Origin of the sequence: Pseudidiomarina insulisalsae (assembly GCF_003987065.1) — a bacterium.
Classification (GTDB): domain Bacteria; phylum Pseudomonadota; class Gammaproteobacteria; order Enterobacterales; family Alteromonadaceae; genus Pseudidiomarina; species Pseudidiomarina insulisalsae.
Window position 1 is genome coordinate 33,614 of record NZ_PIPY01000015.1, and the last position, 17,636, is coordinate 51,249.

Annotated in this window: 27 protein-coding genes; 20 read left to right on the forward strand and 7 right to left on the reverse strand. The window is 49.3% G+C overall.

Features of this window, described 5'->3' with window-relative positions:
* Positions 1-20 precede the first annotated feature (20 nt).
* Genes CWI71_RS11850 through CWI71_RS11860 form a run of 3 tightly spaced genes read left to right on the forward strand, consistent with a single transcriptional unit; the run spans position 21 to position 1,619 of the window.
* Positions 21-389, forward strand: a complete 369-nt coding sequence (locus CWI71_RS11850) for a DUF192 domain-containing protein (RefSeq protein WP_126755485.1) — start codon at positions 21-23, stop codon at positions 387-389.
* The gene (locus CWI71_RS11855) at positions 382-855 is read left to right on the forward strand and encodes a hypothetical protein (RefSeq protein WP_126755486.1); all 474 of its coding nucleotides are present in this window, start codon (positions 382-384) and stop codon (positions 853-855) included. Before CWI71_RS11850 ends, CWI71_RS11855 begins: the two co-directional genes overlap by 8 nt.
* Positions 855-1,619 carry a hypothetical protein gene (locus CWI71_RS11860; RefSeq protein WP_126755487.1) on the forward strand — a complete coding sequence of 255 codons (765 nt, stop codon included), beginning with the start codon at positions 855-857 and terminating at the stop codon, positions 1,617-1,619. The genes CWI71_RS11855 and CWI71_RS11860 overlap by 1 nt, the downstream gene beginning before the upstream one ends.
* Here CWI71_RS11860 and CWI71_RS11865 read toward each other — a convergent pair.
* The 6 genes from CWI71_RS11865 to CWI71_RS11890 are packed head-to-tail and all read right to left on the reverse strand — an operon-like array spanning position 1,616 to position 7,390.
* Positions 1,616-1,978, reverse strand: a complete 363-nt coding sequence (locus CWI71_RS11865) for a Na+/H+ antiporter subunit G (protein ID WP_126755488.1) — start codon at positions 1,976-1,978, stop codon at positions 1,616-1,618. The genes CWI71_RS11860 and CWI71_RS11865 overlap by 4 nt on opposite strands.
* A gap of 17 nt (positions 1,979-1,995) precedes the next feature.
* Complete coding sequence (locus CWI71_RS11870) at positions 1,996-2,265, reverse strand: K+/H+ antiporter subunit F (RefSeq protein WP_126755489.1); 270 nt, start codon at positions 2,263-2,265, stop codon at positions 1,996-1,998.
* A complete protein-coding gene (locus CWI71_RS11875) occupies positions 2,259-2,747 on the reverse strand; it encodes a Na+/H+ antiporter subunit E (protein ID WP_126755490.1) in 489 nt (162 codons plus the stop codon). The genes CWI71_RS11870 and CWI71_RS11875 overlap by 7 nt, the downstream gene beginning before the upstream one ends.
* Entirely contained in the window at positions 2,740-4,257 is a 1,518-nt protein-coding gene (locus CWI71_RS11880) for a monovalent cation/H+ antiporter subunit D (protein WP_126755491.1), read from the reverse strand. Before CWI71_RS11880 ends, CWI71_RS11875 begins: the two co-directional genes overlap by 8 nt.
* On the reverse strand, positions 4,257-4,601 hold the full coding sequence (locus tag CWI71_RS11885; protein ID WP_126755492.1) for a Na+/H+ antiporter subunit C: 345 nt from the start codon (positions 4,599-4,601) through the stop codon (positions 4,257-4,259). The genes CWI71_RS11880 and CWI71_RS11885 overlap by 1 nt, the downstream gene beginning before the upstream one ends.
* A complete protein-coding gene (locus tag CWI71_RS11890) occupies positions 4,601-7,390 on the reverse strand; it encodes a monovalent cation/H+ antiporter subunit A (protein WP_126755493.1) in 2,790 nt (929 codons plus the stop codon). Before CWI71_RS11890 ends, CWI71_RS11885 begins: the two co-directional genes overlap by 1 nt.
* 420 nt (positions 7,391-7,810) lie before the next feature.
* Here CWI71_RS11890 and rplN point away from each other — a divergent pair, with 420 nt between their 5' ends.
* The 17 genes from rplN (at position 7,811) to rplQ (ending at position 16,323) form a co-directional block, all read left to right on the forward strand.
* The gene (gene rplN, locus CWI71_RS11895) at positions 7,811-8,179 is read left to right on the forward strand and encodes a 50S ribosomal protein L14 (protein ID WP_026861019.1); all 369 of its coding nucleotides are present in this window, start codon (positions 7,811-7,813) and stop codon (positions 8,177-8,179) included.
* Positions 8,180-8,189: 10 nt separating this feature from the next.
* Positions 8,190-8,504, forward strand: coding sequence for a 50S ribosomal protein L24 (rplX, locus tag CWI71_RS11900; protein WP_126755494.1), 315 nt, complete (start codon positions 8,190-8,192; stop codon positions 8,502-8,504).
* A gap of 21 nt (positions 8,505-8,525) precedes the next feature.
* Positions 8,526-9,065, forward strand: coding sequence for a 50S ribosomal protein L5 (gene rplE / locus CWI71_RS11905; protein ID WP_126755495.1), 540 nt, complete (start codon positions 8,526-8,528; stop codon positions 9,063-9,065).
* A gap of 11 nt (positions 9,066-9,076) precedes the next feature.
* Complete coding sequence (gene rpsN, locus CWI71_RS11910; RefSeq protein WP_126755496.1) at positions 9,077-9,382, forward strand: 30S ribosomal protein S14; 306 nt, start codon at positions 9,077-9,079, stop codon at positions 9,380-9,382.
* A 26-nt stretch (positions 9,383-9,408) separates the two neighbouring features.
* Entirely contained in the window at positions 9,409-9,801 is a 393-nt protein-coding gene (gene rpsH, locus CWI71_RS11915; protein ID WP_034734085.1) for a 30S ribosomal protein S8, read from the forward strand.
* A 14-nt stretch (positions 9,802-9,815) separates the two neighbouring features.
* Positions 9,816-10,349, forward strand: coding sequence for a 50S ribosomal protein L6 (gene rplF / locus CWI71_RS11920; RefSeq protein WP_126755497.1), 534 nt, complete (start codon positions 9,816-9,818; stop codon positions 10,347-10,349).
* A 9-nt stretch (positions 10,350-10,358) separates the two neighbouring features.
* Positions 10,359-10,712, forward strand: coding sequence for a 50S ribosomal protein L18 (rplR, locus tag CWI71_RS11925; protein WP_126755498.1), 354 nt, complete (start codon positions 10,359-10,361; stop codon positions 10,710-10,712).
* A gap of 9 nt (positions 10,713-10,721) precedes the next feature.
* Entirely contained in the window at positions 10,722-11,228 is a 507-nt protein-coding gene (rpsE, locus tag CWI71_RS11930; RefSeq protein ID WP_126755499.1) for a 30S ribosomal protein S5, read from the forward strand.
* A 6-nt stretch (positions 11,229-11,234) separates the two neighbouring features.
* Positions 11,235-11,417 (forward strand): 50S ribosomal protein L30, encoded by a 183-nt coding sequence (gene rpmD / locus CWI71_RS11935; RefSeq protein ID WP_126755500.1) that lies wholly within the window; start codon positions 11,235-11,237, stop codon positions 11,415-11,417.
* 4 nt (positions 11,418-11,421) lie between these two features.
* Complete coding sequence (gene rplO / locus CWI71_RS11940; protein ID WP_126755501.1) at positions 11,422-11,856, forward strand: 50S ribosomal protein L15; 435 nt, start codon at positions 11,422-11,424, stop codon at positions 11,854-11,856.
* A 5-nt stretch (positions 11,857-11,861) separates the two neighbouring features.
* Positions 11,862-13,190 (forward strand): preprotein translocase subunit SecY, encoded by a 1,329-nt coding sequence (gene secY / locus CWI71_RS11945; RefSeq protein ID WP_126755502.1) that lies wholly within the window; start codon positions 11,862-11,864, stop codon positions 13,188-13,190.
* A gap of 25 nt (positions 13,191-13,215) precedes the next feature.
* Positions 13,216-13,329: a 50S ribosomal protein L36 gene (gene rpmJ, locus CWI71_RS11950; protein WP_055439830.1), complete on the forward strand. Its 114-nt coding sequence runs from the start codon at positions 13,216-13,218 to the stop codon at positions 13,327-13,329.
* A 130-nt stretch (positions 13,330-13,459) separates the two neighbouring features.
* Entirely contained in the window at positions 13,460-13,816 is a 357-nt protein-coding gene (gene rpsM / locus CWI71_RS11955) for a 30S ribosomal protein S13 (RefSeq protein WP_126755503.1), read from the forward strand.
* Between the two features lie 11 nt (positions 13,817-13,827).
* Complete coding sequence (gene rpsK / locus CWI71_RS11960; protein ID WP_034734070.1) at positions 13,828-14,217, forward strand: 30S ribosomal protein S11; 390 nt, start codon at positions 13,828-13,830, stop codon at positions 14,215-14,217.
* Positions 14,218-14,247: 30 nt separating this feature from the next.
* Entirely contained in the window at positions 14,248-14,868 is a 621-nt protein-coding gene (rpsD, locus tag CWI71_RS11965; RefSeq protein ID WP_126755504.1) for a 30S ribosomal protein S4, read from the forward strand.
* Between the two features lie 25 nt (positions 14,869-14,893).
* Complete coding sequence (locus tag CWI71_RS11970; protein ID WP_126755505.1) at positions 14,894-15,883, forward strand: DNA-directed RNA polymerase subunit alpha; 990 nt, start codon at positions 14,894-14,896, stop codon at positions 15,881-15,883.
* A 38-nt stretch (positions 15,884-15,921) separates the two neighbouring features.
* Positions 15,922-16,323, forward strand: a complete 402-nt coding sequence (rplQ, locus tag CWI71_RS11975; protein WP_126755506.1) for a 50S ribosomal protein L17 — start codon at positions 15,922-15,924, stop codon at positions 16,321-16,323.
* 68 nt (positions 16,324-16,391) lie between these two features.
* On the opposite strand, the gene CWI71_RS11980 is transcribed toward rplQ, so the two are convergent.
* Positions 16,392-17,195 (reverse strand): hypothetical protein, encoded by an 804-nt coding sequence (locus tag CWI71_RS11980; RefSeq protein ID WP_126755507.1) that lies wholly within the window; start codon positions 17,193-17,195, stop codon positions 16,392-16,394.
* Positions 17,196-17,636 lie beyond the last annotated feature (441 nt).

The following is a 17,636-nucleotide window of genomic DNA, read 5'->3' on the forward strand; positions in this document are numbered from 1 at the left end:
GAGCATAAGGAGTATGCGCGATGAAATACGGACGATTAGTGCTGCAGCCTGAACAATTTTGTCTTTGGCAGGAAGTAAAAGTCTTAACAAGTTTCCCGCAACGACTGGTGGGGATGTTGCTGCAACAGGGATTACCCCGCGGTCAGGCCTACTGGTTTCCCAGCTGTACTGCAGTACATAGTTGGGGAATGAGCTTTGCGATGGATATTATCGGCCTGGATCGCCAGCAGCGAATCATTGCCGTCCGGCGCAATGTTCAGCCGGGTGTAATGATCAGACTAAAAGGCGTCAGCTCAATCATTGAGTGTGAAGCTGGTTATCCTTTTCCGCTGGAACACTGGTGTGGCAGAGAGGTGGTTTTTGAAGAGCGCGAGGTGACGTATGAGTAAGTTGCGGGTGATTGCGATGACACTTAGTACGCTCTTTTTGGGTGCCTGCCAGTCAACCCCGGTTGTAATCTCTGAACCGGTACAGCAATCGGAGCGAGAGGTCGCTATGCAGGCGTACAGTCGCGGTGATTACCATACAGCCGAGGGTATTTTACAGCGCCTCGCTGCAGCCCCGGTTTTTGACACTCAGGCCATTTGTTATCTGGGTGCTATTCACTACCGGCAACATGAGTATCAGGCCGCGCTACAACGCTTTACCGAATGTAGCCAGCATTATCCGGAGCAAAGCGAAGTTTGGTTCAATGCTGCCGCAACGCATTTACGCCTCGCCACCGAATTGCTGCTGATTGGCCGTAGTTATCAAAATGAAGCGCTGCAACGCTCAGCCAGGGGACAGCATTACCAGGAGTTTTTGCAGGTTTTGCTTGATCTGCAACGGCACAACCAGGTGAGTGGAGCGAATTAATGGATCAATGGCTTTTGTATCATCGGCTTCCCGGCACAACCAGCGGCTTCATATTGCCGATTATTGTACTGTTATTAACCTTCACCGGACTCATCTGGGTAAGTATTCCCATGCCAGTTGCCGGAAAGGTGACAGAGCTGGAACAAGATCGAATCAGAGAAGAACTATTGTTCTGGCATAAGGCTATGGTGGCCTATGCTTTTCAGCACGATAGTCTGGTGATGAACTTTTCGTTTATCGGCAATTATTACGAACTGGAGATACCGCGTTTGCGCCTGGCTGACGGAAATCAACTGAACCTAAGTGGTATCTCGATCAATCCCAATCAGTTGGTGCTGGAAATTGTGAACCTTCCTGCTGCACTTCAGGATGACTATCTGACACGCTTTCCCGGCAGCATGCGTGAGGGGTTCTTTGATAAGTTGCTAATGACCGTGAAGGCGGTTGACAGTTGGGCGGTGAATCAGGCGCTTATTCGTCGTAATGCCTCACGGCAAGTGGTTCTTGATACGCCCATTAACATGCTCGGGAACGGTCTGCTAAATCTAGCGCGACTACAGGGCAATCTGACGACGGAAAGCGCGACGATTCAGCAAAACGGCATCATGACTCGCGCTCACGGTATCATGCTTGAGGTGGAACAGTTGCAACTAACGTATGCGCAGGTAGGCGGCCATGATCTTCAGGCCATGGTGGACCAGTTTTTATTACTTGAACAGCAGATGCTGCTTTGCCTGCAACCAAAGGGGGCTTGCTTCAATTAATCATCTCTATCGCTGTACTGTTCAGGTTTTTTTCGTAAATCCTGAGTTTGCTCAGTTAACTTTAGCTCTAAATGAAGGCCTGCTTTGGCCAGCAAATGAGCGCTAATAGGGGCGGTAAGAAACAGGAAAATTGCAATCAGCAGCTCGTGCAAGCTCAGCGCGTCGGTAATTGAAAAGTAAAGAATAGAACCTATAATAATGCCGCCAACACCCAATGTTGTGTTTTTGGTCGGCGCATGAAGGCGTGCCATAAAATCGGGCAGTCGCAGCAGTCCAAGCGAGCCGATAAACGCAAAGCTTGCGCCCAGCACGATAAAAAAAGAAATGACCCAATCGGCCCAAACTGGTAATTCGCTCATGGTGTCAGTTCCTACCTTTATTCGATGATATCGCCGCGCAAAAGAAATTTTGCTGCAGCGACGGTGCCAATAAATCCGAGCATGGCAATTAACAGTGCCGCCTCAAAATAAAACGCGGTGTTATGCCAGATACCCAGCAAAATAAGTAAGGCAAGAGAGTTTATATAGATCGTATCCAGCGTCAGAATGCGATCAGGTAAACTCGGCCCGCGAATGAGACGGACAATATTCATCATCAATGAAAGCCCGAACAGTCCGAAAGCGACTTGTAGCGCGTAGACTAGCATTGGAAGATCTCCTTTAGACGCCGCTCATAACGTTGCTTGATTTGACGTACCGTAGCGTCTGGGTCACTCACGTTTAAACCATGAATCAGAATACTACGACCGTCGCGCCCTAGCTCAGCAGAAATTGTCCCCGGCGTTAAACTAATCGTGCTGGCCAGCACAGTAATTGGCACCGTACCAGTAATATCGAGCGGATACTCGATTAACGCTGGCTGAATGCTTTTGCGCGGTCGCAGGATAATGGCTGCAATATTAAAATTAGAAACAATGATGTCGCCCAGCAAAATAAAAAAGTACTGCAGTGCAAGCAACGGATGGTGCAAAGTGGTGCGATACTCGCGCGCTCTTAATGTATAGAGCGGAATTATAACGGCGAGAATCACTCCCAGCACGGTGACGCCCACCGACACCTTGTTTTGCAATAGCAGCCAGAAGACCAGTAAAAATATGCTCCACCAGGGGGCAGGTATTAATTTAGTCATTGCCACCTCCATTTCTGAGCACGGTTGAAATATAGTGCTGCGGTGCTGTCAGTTGCTTGGCGACGCCGTCTGTCAGACTGGCCATGGGTTGCGCAAAAACGGTAAGACCAACAGCACCGAGCAATAGCAGAGCCACCGCACCATGCTGCCACTTGGGGTGGGTCACGTCATTGGGCTTACCATCAAGCGTATGCCAGAACATACGACTCCCTGCGCGCGATAAGGCGATAATCATTAAAAAGGTAGCAGCCAGAATAATAGGCCATAACCAGGCGACTTGCGCACCGGTACGCGCCGCTTCGAGAATGAACAGCTTACTGACGAATCCCGATAACGGTGGAATGCCAATAACAGCAATGGCGGCGATAAAAAAGAGCGCGCCTAACAGGTTGTGTTGCGCCATTTTCCGGCCCTTCACTATTCGTGAAGCGGTTTTCCCCCGTTGTACGGCAATCATGTCGACCAGCAGGAATAAGGCGCCTGTGATCAATGTCGAGTGTACCAGGTAAAACAGTAGCGCACTAATCGCGTCACTGTGACCGAGACTCAGGGTGGTTAACATGGTACCCACTGAAATGAGCACCAGATAGGCGACCACCAGGCGAATATCACGACTGCCCAATACGCCAAGAGCGCCAAGCAAAATCGTGAAAAGACCCAGCCACCATAACCAGGAGTAGCCCAATAAAGCGGCTTCTCCGGCATCGGCACCAAAGATCATAGTAAAGACCCGAACAATCGCGTAAATACCGACCTTGGTCATAATTGCAAATAATGCAGCAACGGTGCCTGTGGTATTGGAGTAGGCCTGTGGTAGCCAGAAATACATTGGCAACAGCGCTGCTTTAAGTGCGAATACAATGAATAGCAACAGACCGCCGGCACGTACAATGGCCGCTTCATCACCACGTAACTGCGCTACTTTTTCTGCCATGTCAGCCATGTTGAGAGTACCGGTAATGCCATAAAGCACCCCCAGGCTGATCAAAAACAACGCCGAACCGGTCAGGTTGAGTACGACATAATGCAGGGTCGCGCGTAATTTTGCTTTTCCCCCGCCGTGCATCAACAGGGCATAGCTCGAAATGAGCAGAATCTCGAAAAAGACGAACAGGTTGAATAGGTCGCCAGTCAGAAAGGCGCCCATAATTCCGAGCACCTGAAACTGAAACAGGGCCTGGAAATGCGAACCTAAATTGTCCTCGCCATGGCAGGCATAAATGAGCACCGGAAGTGCCAGCACTGCGGTCAACAAAACCATCAAGGCCGAGAGCTTATCTGCCACCAACACGATACCAAACGGGGCCTGCCAGCTGCCCAGCGCATAGACCTGAATTTCGTCATGTACGGCCAGTAACAGCAGAATCGCTACCAGTAAGGTGAGTGACGATGACACTAATCCGATGATGCGACGGTAATACTGTGGCCGCTCACCCCATGGCAAGAGCTGTAACAATGCCGCCAGCATTGGCACTAAGATCGGTAAAATAACGAGATGATCAGCTAGCATTAACGCTGTCCTTCCTGCTCAGCATAGTTATAGTCGTTGACCTCATCAGAGCCAATCTCGCCACGCACACGGACAGCCAGAATGATCGAGTAAGCCGTCATGGCAAAACCGATGACGATAGCTGTTAATACCAGCGCCTGCGGCAGCGGGTCAGTGGTGTTTTCACTGGCACCGACAATCGGTATCTCATTAATGACCAGACGTCCGGTGGAAAATAAAAACAGGTTCACTGCATAGGACAACATAGTGATGCCAATGACAATTGGGAATGAGCGCCCCCGCAGTATCAAAAACACACTACAGGCAGTCAACGTGCCAACAGTTATGGCATAGAGCGTTTCCATTAATAGCCCTCCTGACGCGGACGATGACGTGTCGTCATCTGTCCGAAGTTTGCAAGAATCATCAGTGTCGCGCCGATAACGGTCAGGTAGACACCAAGGTCAAATAAAATAGCCGTCGCCAACTCAAATTTACCGACCAGCGGCCAGGTAACATAGGTAAAGCTGGAGGTAAGGAAGTTATGGTCGAAGAGCCAGCTACCTACGCCGGTAAAGAGCGCGATCATGACGCCAACAGAGGTAAGTGTCTGATAGTTGTAATCAAACCGATGTTTTACCCAGTCGACGCCATTGGCGATGTATTGCAGAATCATCGCAGCAGCGGTTACCAGTCCGGCAATAAAGCCACCGCCGGGTAAATTATGGCCGCGCAAGAAGATATAAGCCGACACCATCAGTGCTAGCGGTAACAGTGCCTGAGCGACCGTTTGCACCATCAACGGGTGCTTCACCCTGTGCCAGGGCCGGCCATCAACATCGCTGGATGGCATAAAAGGACGCAGGTTATTGAGAAGCTTGTGAATGCCTGCCGCGGCAATGGCCAGCACAGCGATTTCACCTAAGGTGTCGAAGCCCCGGAAATCAACCAGAATAACGTTAACCACATTAGTACCACCGCCTCCGGGGACAGAGTTCGCCAGGAAGAAATTAGAAATGCTGTCAAACGGTCGGGTCAGAATCGCGTAATTCAGCGTGCCAACAATACCACCAATGCTACCGGCGAGAAGCACATCGCGCGCGACGCGACGACCACTTGAAGCTCTGGGTATGCGTTGTGGCATGAAAAACAGCGCCAGAATCATAAGAATAATACTGACGACCTCTACCACCAGCTGTGTCATTGCCAGATCCGGCGCGGAAAAATGGACAAAACTAAGTGATACAATAAGGCCTACTACTGAAAGCATCATCAGCGAGGTGAGGCGTTGCCGATGCAACATAGCTGTAGACAGCGCTGCCAGCATCAGTAGTATCGCTCCAATCAAACTGATGGCATCAATCGGTAGCTGCGGGCGTGATCCTTCCAATTGCATGATTGAGACCAGTTCCGGAACCACCAGGATTAGCGTAAATACCAGCAAAAATGCCACGTAACGCTGCAATGAGCCGTTTTCTACGTACTGGGTAAACTCATCGCAAAATCGTGTGGTGGCGCTGACAATCCGGGCAAAAATATCCTTTGCGTCGCGCGCATCGAACTGCCGGCTGAACGTCAGCAGCTCAGAACGGCCGATATAAATGGCGATACCACCGAGCAGTGCCAGGGCACTCATCAGCAGCGGCATATTAAAACCGTGCCAGATGGCGATATCTAACTGCGGTGTTACCTGACTGACCGCGCTAACCGCCAGGGTCAGCAGCTCTGCGGTAAAGAACATGGGAGCCAAACCCACGGCAATACAGATAAAAGCAAAGATGATAACGGGCGCGCGCATCATCAGTGGCGGCTCGTGAGGCTTTTTGGGTAAGTCGGTAGCTTCCTCCTGGAAAAACACATCGTGGACAAAGCGCACCGAATAAGCGACCGAGAGCATCGCGCCCAAAGTGGCCAGCACTGGTATAAACCATGATAAACCACCAAAGAGTTGCTGGTCGTAAGCCTCGGCAAAGAACATTTCTTTGGACAAGAAGCCGTTAAATAAGGGAATGCCAGCCATCGCTGCTGAGGTAATGACCGCCAGCACCATGGTAAACGGCAGGGCTTTGCGCAATCCGCTTAGTTTACGCATATCACGCGAGCCGGTTTCATGGTCGATAATACCGGCAATCATAAAGAGTCCGGCTTTAAATGCGGCATGGTTAATGATGTGGAACATCGCCGCGACCACCGCGCCGACGCTGCCGAGGCCAAGCAACATGGTAATCAGGCCCAGATGACTGATGGTCGAGAATGCCAGTAAGCCTTTTAAATCGGTTTTGAGCAACGCAAAGTATGCGCCGAAAAGCAGTGTCGCCAGACCGGTAAGGGTGACGATGGTCGTCCACTCGGGTGTGCCACCTAACACCGGCAGCAGGCGCGCCATCAGAAATATGCCGGCTTTAACCATAGTGGCAGAGTGTAAGTAAGCGCTTACCGGTGTCGGTGCTGCCATCGCATGGGGCAACCAGAACTGGAATGGAAACTGCGCTGACTTCGTAAATGCGCCCAGCAGAACCAGAATCAGCGCAGGTACGTATAGATCATGATTACGAATCAGTTCACCGCTTGCGAGCACTACATCAAGTTGGTAGCTGCCAGCAATGCTACCAATGAGCAGAATACCCGCTAACAGTGCTAAACCACCGCCACCGGTTATCGCCAATGCCATTCGCGCGCCGCGACGAGCATTGCTTTGATGAAACCAGTAGCCAATCAAGAGGAAAGACGAAATGCTGGTCAACTCCCAGAAGAACCACATCAGAATCAGGTTGTCTGCGGTGACAATACCCAGCATTGAGCCCATAAACAGCAGCAGACAGGAGAAAAACCGTGGAGCGCTGTCTTTACTGCTCAGGTAATAGTGCGCATAGACAATCACTAATAAACCAATTATCAGTATGAGTCCGGCAAACAGCAGGGCGAGTCCGTCAAGGCGAAAAGCAATATGTAGCCCAAGTGAAGGCAGCCATTCCAGAAAGTAAGTAGGCGTGGCGCCGGCAAAGGTGCCAGTCGCTGCGACCATGAGAATAACGAGGCTGAGTGCCGTGATCGCCGCGGCGGAGACGGTACTGTGTAACCGCGGCCGACTGGCCAGAAGCAGTGGAAGGATAGCGCCAATGAAAGGCAAAAATACGATTGCTGCTAACTTCATTTGTCCTCGCTATGCTATATGAATTGACCCGTTTTCGGGGCCAGTCTCGAGCTCTATAGCCTTGAATTTACCACTTCGATCAGCCGCTTGCCAACTGCTTCGGTCGCATACTGCATGACGTTAAGCCTAATTAGCAGGGTTTCAAAACTCATAAATAAGTACAGTAAACCAATAGTCTTTGCGCTAATATTTTGCTATTATTTGTCCGCTTTGTGAGTGTCGGGCAGCAGGTCCTGGTTTCCTGAAAGAATTTCCCTTCTGGCACTATCATCCTGAAATTTTATCTGTTACAATTCGCCGCCCTTTTTATAAGGGGAAGTCTTTTATTCTCTAAAATTCAGAAGTATCTGACGTTAGCTGAGTAAAAGGACGGACAGCGACCCGAGAGGGTCTGTTTTATTAATCAAGCGGAGCACTGCAATGATCCAAATGCAAACTACACTGGAAGTGGCCGATAACTCGGGCGCACGCAGCGTACAATGTATTAAGGTTCTGGGTGGCTCGCACCGCCGTTACGCAAACATTGGCGACATCATCAAAGTTTCTGTTAAAGAAGCGATTCCTCGCGGTAAAGTGAAGAAAGGTGACGTAGTTAATGCGGTGGTCGTTCGCACCAGAAAAGGCGTCCGTCGTCAAGACGGGTCAGTCATCCGTTTTGACCGCAACGCGGCTGTATTGTTGAATAACAACCAACAGCCTATTGGCACTCGTATCTTTGGACCAGTGACTCGTGAATTGCGCTCTGAGCAATTTATGAAGATTGTTTCTCTGGCACCAGAAGTACTGTAAGGAGTCAGTTATGGCGGCAAAAATCAAACGTGATGACGAAGTAGTAGTCCTGGCAGGTAAAGACAAAGGTAAGCGCGGTAAAGTGCTGAAAGTCGACACCGCTAAAAATCGTGTTTTCGTTGAAGGCGTAAACATCGTTAAGAAACACCAGAAGCCTAACCCGGCTCTTGGCGTTGCTGGCGGTGTGATGGAGCAAGAAGCTTCAATCGACGTTTCTAACGTAGCGATTTATAACCCAGAGACTGGTAAAGCAGATCGTGTTGGTTTCAAACTTGAAGACGGCAAAAAAGTTCGTTTCTTTAAGTCGAACAACGCAATCATTTAATTTTTTATTTGGAGTTTTACGATGGCGAAACTGCATGATTTTTACAAAGAATCAGTAGTTCCTGAGCTGGTTAAACAGTTCAGCTACAACAGCGTCATGCAAGTCCCTCGGATTGAGAAAATCACCCTAAACATGGGTGTTGGTGAAGCTCTGGCTGACAAAAAGATTCTCGACAACGCAGTGGCAGACCTGGAAGCGATTTCTGGTCAACGCCCGGTTCGTACCGTTGCTCGTAAATCTGTCGCTGGCTTCAAAATCCGTGAAGGCTACCCAATTGGCTGTAAAGTGACTCTGCGTGGCGAGCGTATGTGGGATTTCTTAGAGCGTTTAATCTCTATTGCAATTCCTCGTGTTCGTGACTTCCGTGGTTTGAACCCTAAATCATTCGACGGACGTGGAAATTATAGTATGGGTGTGCGTGAGCAAATCATCTTCCCTGAAATCGACTTTGATAAAGTTGACCGGGTACGTGGTTTGGATATCACTATCACAACTACTGCAGGCACTGATGTCGAAGCTCGCGCTTTGCTCGCTGCCTTTAACTTCCCGTTCAAGAAGTAAGGTGTAGAGTTATGGCTAAAGAAGCAATGAAAATGCGTGAGCGCAAGCGTCAAAAGCTTGCTGCTAAATACGCAGAGAAACGCATCGCACTTAAAGCTGTGATCAGCGATCCGAATTCTTCGGATGAAGAGCGTTGGGAAGCCGTGCTGAAATTGCAAAGTCTCCCGCGTGATTCAAGCCCAACCCGTCAGCGTAACCGCTGCCGCGTTACAGGCCGCCCTCACGGTTTCTTACGTAAATTCGGTATGAGCCGAATCAAAGTTCGTGAGAAAGCGATGCGCGGTGAAATTCCTGGCTTGAAAAAAGCTAGCTGGTAAGCCACGAGTCACGGGAGAAAGCAAATATGAGCATGCAAGATCCAATTGCGGATATGTTCACTCGCATCCGCAACGCTCAGGGTGCTAACAAAGTCGCCGTGCGCATGCCTGCTTCTAAGCAGAAAGTGGCTATTGCCCAAGTTCTGAAAGAAGAAGGTTATATCGCGGATTTCAGTGTTTCTGGTGAAGTGAAAGCTGAGCTGGAAGTTACTTTGAAATACTTTGAAGGCAAACCTGTTATCGAATCAATTGAGCGCGTAAGTCGCCCTGGTCTGCGTATCTATAAGAAACGCAACGAACTGCCTAAAGTAATGGGTGGTTTAGGTGTGGCTGTCGTCTCAACTTCTAAAGGCCTGATGACCGACCGTGCCGCTCGCAAAGCGGGTCTTGGCGGTGAAGTTATCGGTTACGTAGCGTAACGAGGAGTTAGGAAATGTCACGAGTTGCTAAAGCACCTATTGCCATTCCTGCTGGCGTTGAAGTTACGCTAAATGGCCAGGAAGTGACAATTAAAGGTGCCAAAGGCTCATTGAGCCGTGTAGTTAACGACGCTGTCGAAGTAGTTCAAGAAGACAACGTTCTGCGTACCGTTCCACGTGACGGCGTTGCAAATGCAACTGCTCAAGCGGGTACCGCACGCGCGTTACTGCAAAACATGGTGGTTGGTGTTGCGCAAGGTTATGAGCGCAAGCTACAGCTGGTAGGTGTTGGTTACCGTGCAAATACTGCCGGTTCTAAACTGAACCTGACCCTGGGCTTCTCTCATCCTGTAGAGTTCGATATCCCACAGGGAATTACTATCGAAGTCCCAACACAAACTGAAGTAGTCGTTAAAGGTGTAGACAAGCAGTTAGTGGGTCAAGTAGCCGCTAACATTCGCGCATACCGTAAGCCAGAGCCTTACAAAGGCAAAGGTGTACGTTATGCCGATGAGCAGGTACGCCGTAAAGAAGCCAAGAAAAAGTAAGGTAAGACGATGGACAAGAAAACAGCTCGCTTACGCCGCGCCACTCGCGCACGTAAGAAAATGCTTGAGTTGGGTGCAAACCGCCTGGTCGTTCACCGTACACCACGGCATATTTACGCACAGCTCATTGCACCGAACGGTTCTGAAGTAGTAGCTTCAGCTTCAACTGTAGAAAAGTCTGTTCGTGACGCGGTTAAATCAACCGGTAACGTCGACGCAGCGAAAACGGTTGGAAAGTTGATCGCTGAACGGGCGATGGAAAAAGGCATCAAAGATGTCGCTTTTGATCGCAGTGGTTTCCGTTATCACGGTCGCGTAGCCGCTTTGGCTGACGCAGCGCGTGAAGCTGGACTTCAGTTCTAGGAGACGAACATGGCAAATGCAAATGTAGAAGCTCAACAAAGTGACCTGCAAGAAAAGCTAATCACAGTCAACCGTGTAGCAAAAGTAGTTAAAGGTGGTCGTATCTTTAGCTTCACTGCACTGACCGTGGTTGGTGATGGTCAGGGTAAAGTGGGTTTCGGTTACGGTAAAGCTCGCGAAGTTCCAGCTGCTATTCAAAAAGCAATGGAAAAAGCGCGCCGCAACATGGTAACCGTGCAGCTGAAAGGCGACACTTTGCAACACCCTGTAAAAGGCCGTCACTCAGGTTCACAGGTATTCATGCAGCCAGCCTCTGAAGGTACAGGTATCATCGCCGGTGGTGCGATGCGTGCAGTACTGGAAGTAGCAGGCGTGCACAACGTGCTGTCAAAAGCATATGGTTCAACCAACCCAATCAACGTTGTACGTGCCACGATTAAGGCACTTCACAACATGAAGTCGCCAGATCAAGTGGCGGCTAAGCGTGGATTGCGCGTTGAAGACATTCTGGGGTAGTGAACAATGGCGAATAAGACAATTAAAGTAACACAGACGCGTAGCTCAATCGGTCGTTTGCCGAAGCATAAAGCTACTCTACGTGGTCTTGGTCTGCGCCGCATTGGTCACACGGTCGAGCTGGAAGATACTCCAGCCGTCCGCGGCATGGTGAACCAAGTCACTTACATGGTAAAGGTGGAGGACTAATACGATGTTCTTGAACTCACTCTCCCCTGCACCTGGTGCTAAAACCAGCAAGAAGCGTGTTGGACGCGGTATTGGCTCAGGCTTAGGAAAAACTGGTGGTCGTGGCCATAAAGGTCAGAAGTCTCGCTCAGGCGGTACTGTGAAGCCAGGTTTCGAAGGCGGTCAAATGCCAATCCAGCGTCGCTTGCCGAAGTTTGGTTTCACTTCACGCAAGTCATTCGTGACTGCAGAAGTAAACCTTGCTGAGATTGCAAAAGTTGCTGGCGAAACTGTAACTATGGCGAGTTTGAAAGAAGCTGGCTTGATTCGTAACGACATCTTGCATGTTAAAGTAATCAAGTCAGGCGAAATCAATCGTGCCGTTACAGTACAAGGCATTAAGGTCACCAAAGGCGCCCGCGAAGCTATTGAAGCTGCTGGCGGCAAAATCGAAGGATAGAGCAAATGGCTAAACCAGGATTGGAATCTAACAGAGCTCAAGGCGGCACCTCGGAACTAAAACGACGCCTGCTGTTTGTACTCGGCGCGTTAATCGTGTTCCGTGCGGGCTCCTTTGTGCCTATTCCTGGTATTGATGCCGCTGTATTGGCTCAATTGTTCGAACAGCAAAAAGACACCATCGTTGCCATGTTTAACATGTTCAGCGGTGGTGCGCTTGAGCGCGCATCAGTACTCGCTTTGGGTATTATGCCGTATATCACCGCATCGATTATTATGCAGTTGGCCTCTGTGGTACACCCACGGTTGGCTGAGCTTAAGAAAGAAGGTGAAGCTGGTCGGCGTAAGATTAGTCAATACACGCGTTGGGGCACCCTGGTGCTGGCAACGTTCCAATCAATTGGTATTGCCACTGGCCTACCAAGTCTGATGCCAGGACTCGTGATCGATCCGGGCTTTGGATTCTACTTTACAGCGGTTGTGAGCCTGGTCACCGGAACAATGTTCCTGATGTGGTTAGGTGAACAAATCACTGAGCGTGGGATTGGTAACGGTATCTCTATTCTTATTTTCACCGGTATTGTTGCGGGCCTACCGTCTGCCATCGGGCAAACGGCTGAGCAAGCACGTCAGGGTGATTTACATTTATTGTTGTTATTGCTGATTGGTGTGATTGTTTTCGCAGTAACGTATTTCGTAGTTTTTGTGGAGCGCGGTCAGCGCCGAATTGTGGTAAACTACGCGAAACGTCAGCAAGGACGTAAAGTCTTTGCCGCGCAAAGCACGCATCTGCCATTGAAAGTTAATATGGCAGGCGTAATTCCGCCGATTTTTGCATCGAGCATTATTTTGTTCCCAAGCACTATCGCTACCTGGTTCGGCCAGGGCGAAGGCATGGTAGCAAACTTCCTGCAGGAGCTGTCGTTGACTCTGTCACCAGGTCAGCCTCTGTACGTAATGCTTTATGCAGCGGCAATTATCTTCTTCTGTTTCTTCTATACCGCGCTGGTGTTTAATCCACGCGAGACAGCAGATAACCTGAAGAAGTCGGGAGCGTTTATCCCTGGTATTCGTCCAGGTGAGCAAACCTCGCGTTACATCGATAAAGTAATGACCCGTCTGACACTTGCAGGCGCGATGTACATTACCTTTGTCTGTTTGGTTCCAGAGTTCATGATGATTGCGTGGAACGTTCAGTTCTACTTTGGCGGTACATCGTTATTGATTATCGTTGTGGTTATCATGGATTTTATGGCGCAGGTCCAAACGCATCTGATGTCACATCAGTATGACTCGGTCCTGAAAAAAGCTAATCTTAAAGGCTTCGGCCGTTAAGATTGGATAATTACGGAGTGTAGCAATGAAAGTTCGTGCTTCCGTGAAGAAAATCTGCCGTAACTGTAAAGTTATCAAGCGCAACGGTGTTGTGCGTGTAATTTGCAGTGACCCTAAGCACAAGCAACGGCAAGGTTAATTCGAAGAAGAAGCCCGCAGCCTCGAAAAAATTCCTGGCTGCGGCTTTGATATGTTTGCAATCTGGCGACTGGTTGAGTATCCTAACGGGCTTTTCAACTGGTCACCCATAAACTAAAGGAGACGTGTTAGTGGCCCGTATCGCTGGCATTAACGTTCCTGACAATAAGCATGCAGTCATTGCCCTGACTGCGATCTATGGTATCGGTCGTACTCGCTCGAAGCATATCCTTGCTGCGGTGGGTATCGAAGAAGATACTACGATCGGCTCTTTGTCAGAAGAAAAACTAGATCTGCTTCGCGAAGCAGTAGGTAAATTCGCTGTAGAAGGCGACCTACGTCGTGAAGTTTCTATGAACATCAAACGCTTGATGGACCTCGGATGTTACCGTGGCCTTCGTCATCGTCGTGGCTTGCCTCTACGTGGACAGCGCACCAAAACAAATGCGCGTACCCGTAAAGGTCCGCGTAAACCAATTAAGAAGTAAGGAGTTGAGAAATGGCTAAACAACCAACTCGTACTCGTAAGCGCGTTAAAAAGCAAGTCGCTGATGGCATGGCTCACATCCATGCATCTTTCAATAACACCATTGTGACCATCACTGACCGTCAAGGTAACGCGTTAGCATGGGCAACTGCAGGTGGTTCTGGTTTCCGTGGTTCACGTAAATCAACACCATTCGCTGCACAGGTTGCTGCTGAGCGCGCGGGTGAAATGGCGAAGGAATATGGTTTGAAAAACCTTGAAGTGTTCGTTAAGGGCCCAGGTCCTGGTCGCGAATCATCAATTCGCGCGTTGAACGCTGTAGGTTATCGCATCACTAATATTACTGATGTGACGCCTATTCCTCACAACGGTTGTCGTCCGCCTAAGAAACGTCGCGTTTAATAGGCGCCATACGATAGTTGGAGAAAGAACATGGCTAGATATTTGGGTCCAAAACTCAAACTGAGTCGTCGCGAAGGAACTGACCTGTTCCTGAAAAGCGGCGTACGCGCTATCGACTCGAAGTGTAAACTCGAGAGCGCACCGGGTCAGCACGGCGCACGTCGTGGCCGTTTGTCTGATTACGGTTTACAGTTGCGTGAAAAGCAAAAAGTTCGTCGTATGTACGGCGTACTGGAAAAGCAATTCCGTAACTATTACAAAGAAGCTGCCCGTATTAAGGGCAACACTGGTGAGAACTTGCTGCAATTGCTTGAGCAACGCTTGGACAACGTGGTTTACCGCATGGGATTCGCGTCAACACGTGCTGAAGCTCGTCAGTTGGTCAGCCACAAAGCTGTGGTAGTGAATGGCCAGGTAGTCAACATTCCGTCGTTCAAAGTTCGTCCGGAAGATGTTGTGTCCGTTCGCGAAAAAGCGAAAAAGCAGGCACGCATCGCCGCTGCACTGGAACTCGCTGACCAGCGTGAAAAACCAGTGTGGTTAGAAGTAGACGGGAACAAAATGGAAGGTCAATTTAAGCGTCTTCCAGAGCGTTCAGACTTGTCTGCTGAAATTAACGAACAGTTGATCGTAGAGCTTTACTCTAAGTAAAGCTTAAGCATAAAGAGAGGACACAATGCAGGGTTCTGTTACCGAATTCCTTAAACCAAGGCTAGTGGACATTGAACAAATCAGCCCGACTCACGCAAAGGTGACGTTGGAGCCTCTTGAGCGTGGCTTTGGTCACACGCTGGGCAACGCACTGCGCCGTATTTTACTTTCGTCCATGCCAGGTGTGGCAGTGACTGAAGTGAAAATCGAAGGTGTGCAGCACGAGTACAGCAGCAAAGAGGGTGTTCAGGAAGATGTCATCGAAATTCTGCTCAACCTGAAAGGCTTGGCAGTTACCATGGAAGGTAAAGATGAAGCTATGCTGACCTTGAAAAAATCTGGAGCGGGCCCTGTCAAGGCTGGCGATATCACCCATGACGGCGATATCGAAATCATTAACCCAGACCACTTGATCTGTACTTTAACAGGCGATACTGAGATTGAAATGTCAATCAAAGTTGAGCGTGGTCGCGGTTACGTTCCAGCTTCGGCACGTCAGTCCGCTGACGATGAAGAGCGTCCGATCGGTCTTCTGCTTGTTGACGCTTCTTTTAGTCCGGTTGAGCGCATTGCGTATAACGTTGATTCAGCACGTGTTGAACAACGTACCGACCTGGACAAACTGGTTATCGACATGGAAACGAATGGCACTCTGGATCCAGAGGAAGCGATTCGCCGTGCAGCAACAATTCTGGCTGAGCAGTTAGAAGCCTTTGTTGAGCTGCGTGACATGAGCGAGCCGGAAGAGAAAGAAGAGAAGCCGGAATTCGATCCGATTCTGTTACGTCCGGTAGACGATTTGGAATTAACTGTGCGTTCTGCGAACTGTTTGAAAGCAGAAGCTATTCAGTACATTGGTGACTTAGTTCAGCGCACTGAGGTTGAGTTGTTGAAGACTCCAAACCTTGGTAAGAAATCGCTGACCGAGATCAAAGACGTGCTTGCGTCTCGTGGTTTGTCTTTGGGCATGCGCCTGGAGAACTGGCCGCCAGCAAGCCTTGTTGATCGCGACTAAGTTATCTTTTACAGAGAATTACTGAGAAGGGTATAGGTATGCGCCATCGTAAGAGTGGTCGTCAACTCAACCGCAACAGCAGCCATCGCAAAGCGATGTTCAGCAACATGGCAAGCTCACTTGTGCGTCACGAAGTGATCAAAACGACACTTCCTAAAGCAAAAGAACTTCGCCGCGTTATTGAGCCGCTTATCACTTTATCTAAGCAAGACAGCGTAGCGAACCGTCGTTTGGCATTCGCTCGCACTCGCGATAAAGATGTGGTTGGTAAGTTGTTCAACGAACTTGGCCCGCGTTATCAAGAACGCGCTGGTGGTTACACTCGTATTATGAAGTGTGGCTTCCGCGCCGGTGACAATGCACCAATGGCTTATGTTGAGCTAGTTGACCGTCCAGAAGTTGAAGCTACTGAAGCTGAAGAAGTTGCAGTAGAAGAGTAAAACTCCTTCGGGAGAACAAAAAAGCCGCTCATACGAGCGGCTTTTTTTTGTCTGCAAGCAAAAGAAGATTATTGTTGCACTTCGATAGCTGCGGCGAGCTGTTGCTTGTCAATACCGTGAGCATCGGCGATGGCCTGTACTTCTTCATAACTCATACCTGCGCGATAAGCCCCTTTTAATACCGATATAGCTTCGCGTTGCCCGGTGATAGCATTGCTATCTGTATCATTTCCTGTCACCAGGTTAATAAGGTCTGACAGGGAACTCTTCAAATAGGCGCCAAAGTCCGGGAGTACACTTAAAGTCGCATGAACAATTCCTTCGACCTTCTCTGGTTGCGACGCGCTTGCCGACTGCATAATACTGTCAGCCATTTCGGGTTCGACCCGGACAGCGACGCGAACGAGTTCTTCAACCTCTTCGGGATTCACCCGACCAACCTCAGTGACAATTTCATCCGCGTAGGCTGGCTCAGCTTCTACCGCAATGCGTACCAACTCCGCAGGTTTGGCCACACCGGTATGCAGCGCGACAGCCATAATGTCTTTGGTAAAGGCGGGCTCGGCGTTAATTGCTGCTTTTATAATATGTTCGTAACTCTTAGGATAGCGTTCGAAGGCAGCATGAAGGATGGGTTCGACATGCTGCGGGTAATTGCTCATTAGTACCCGTACCGTTCGTGTTGCGGAAAAATTCCGCTTGGTATAATAGCGGAACATTCTTAAATAGGTATTTACCAGACGTTTATTTTCTTCGGTAAGCTGATAGCTTTCGGCCTCGTAATGGGCTATTTCATCACCTATCGCCAACGCATGAGAAGTCTGCGAGGCGCTAAATGCCAATAAGATTGTTAGTGCTACTGTCGCTTTCATTCGTTGCGCACCCCCCATTTGCTCGTTACCTTGTTCTTTTTCTAATTAACGATTTACAGAACATTAGCAGTCTTTATAGACAATAGGTAGCTAAAGATCGTTCAAATTGCTCAAAAAAAACGCGATCAAATGTTTTTTCGAAAAAAGATCTTGCGCCGGCTGCAACGATCCTTATAATTCGCCGCCGTTGTCACCGAGGGCAGAGCCCCAGAGATAACGGCCAGCGGCGCTTAGCGCCTGAAAAAAAAGATCGAAAAGGATCTTGACGCTGGCAAAGGATGACGTAAAATACGCATCCCGCTTCAGAAAGAAGCGAACGTTCTTTAACAATATATCAAGCCAAGCAAACTGTGTGGGCACTTACCGGATTCAGGCAGAGAAAAGCATCTTCGGATGCAGTATCTTCGGATACACCTGACTGATTGGAAAAGTGCTTAACAA

Excerpts from the sequence above, each read along its gene's own strand:
- rpsN (WP_126755496.1), top strand. The coding sequence starts at position 9,077 with ATGGCTAAAGAAGCAATGAAAATGCGTGAGCGCAAGCGTCAAAAGCTT.
- CWI71_RS11980 (WP_126755507.1), bottom strand. The coding sequence starts at position 17,195 with ATGAAAGCGACAGTAGCACTAACAATCTTATTGGCATTTAGCGCCTCG.
- rplO (WP_126755501.1), top strand. The coding sequence starts at position 11,422 with ATGTTCTTGAACTCACTCTCCCCTGCACCTGGTGCTAAAACCAGCAAG.
- CWI71_RS11865 (WP_126755488.1), bottom strand. The coding sequence starts at position 1,978 with ATGAGCGAATTACCAGTTTGGGCCGATTGGGTCATTTCTTTTTTTATC.
- CWI71_RS11875 (WP_126755490.1), bottom strand. The coding sequence starts at position 2,747 with ATGACTAAATTAATACCTGCCCCCTGGTGGAGCATATTTTTACTGGTC.
- CWI71_RS11970 (WP_126755505.1), top strand. The coding sequence starts at position 14,894 with ATGCAGGGTTCTGTTACCGAATTCCTTAAACCAAGGCTAGTGGACATT.
- rplR (WP_126755498.1), top strand. The coding sequence starts at position 10,359 with ATGGACAAGAAAACAGCTCGCTTACGCCGCGCCACTCGCGCACGTAAG.
- rplE (WP_126755495.1), top strand. The coding sequence starts at position 8,526 with ATGGCGAAACTGCATGATTTTTACAAAGAATCAGTAGTTCCTGAGCTG.
- CWI71_RS11870 (WP_126755489.1), bottom strand. The coding sequence starts at position 2,265 with ATGCTAGTCTACGCGCTACAAGTCGCTTTCGGACTGTTCGGGCTTTCA.
- CWI71_RS11885 (WP_126755492.1), bottom strand. The coding sequence starts at position 4,601 with ATGGAAACGCTCTATGCCATAACTGTTGGCACGTTGACTGCCTGTAGT.
- rpmD (WP_126755500.1), top strand. The coding sequence starts at position 11,235 with ATGGCGAATAAGACAATTAAAGTAACACAGACGCGTAGCTCAATCGGT.
- rpsH (WP_034734085.1), top strand. The coding sequence starts at position 9,409 with ATGAGCATGCAAGATCCAATTGCGGATATGTTCACTCGCATCCGCAAC.
- rpmJ (WP_055439830.1), top strand. The coding sequence starts at position 13,216 with ATGAAAGTTCGTGCTTCCGTGAAGAAAATCTGCCGTAACTGTAAAGTT.
- rplX (WP_126755494.1), top strand. The coding sequence starts at position 8,190 with ATGGCGGCAAAAATCAAACGTGATGACGAAGTAGTAGTCCTGGCAGGT.
- rplN (WP_026861019.1), top strand. The coding sequence starts at position 7,811 with ATGATCCAAATGCAAACTACACTGGAAGTGGCCGATAACTCGGGCGCA.
- rplF (WP_126755497.1), top strand. The coding sequence starts at position 9,816 with ATGTCACGAGTTGCTAAAGCACCTATTGCCATTCCTGCTGGCGTTGAA.
- secY (WP_126755502.1), top strand. The coding sequence starts at position 11,862 with ATGGCTAAACCAGGATTGGAATCTAACAGAGCTCAAGGCGGCACCTCG.
- rpsE (WP_126755499.1), top strand. The coding sequence starts at position 10,722 with ATGGCAAATGCAAATGTAGAAGCTCAACAAAGTGACCTGCAAGAAAAG.
- rpsK (WP_034734070.1), top strand. The coding sequence starts at position 13,828 with ATGGCTAAACAACCAACTCGTACTCGTAAGCGCGTTAAAAAGCAAGTC.
- CWI71_RS11855 (WP_126755486.1), top strand. The coding sequence starts at position 382 with ATGAGTAAGTTGCGGGTGATTGCGATGACACTTAGTACGCTCTTTTTG.
- CWI71_RS11890 (WP_126755493.1), bottom strand. The coding sequence starts at position 7,390 with ATGAAGTTAGCAGCAATCGTATTTTTGCCTTTCATTGGCGCTATCCTT.
- CWI71_RS11860 (WP_126755487.1), top strand. The coding sequence starts at position 855 with ATGGATCAATGGCTTTTGTATCATCGGCTTCCCGGCACAACCAGCGGC.
- rpsD (WP_126755504.1), top strand. The coding sequence starts at position 14,248 with ATGGCTAGATATTTGGGTCCAAAACTCAAACTGAGTCGTCGCGAAGGA.
- CWI71_RS11880 (WP_126755491.1), bottom strand. The coding sequence starts at position 4,257 with ATGCTAGCTGATCATCTCGTTATTTTACCGATCTTAGTGCCAATGCTG.
- CWI71_RS11850 (WP_126755485.1), top strand. The coding sequence starts at position 21 with ATGAAATACGGACGATTAGTGCTGCAGCCTGAACAATTTTGTCTTTGG.
- rplQ (WP_126755506.1), top strand. The coding sequence starts at position 15,922 with ATGCGCCATCGTAAGAGTGGTCGTCAACTCAACCGCAACAGCAGCCAT.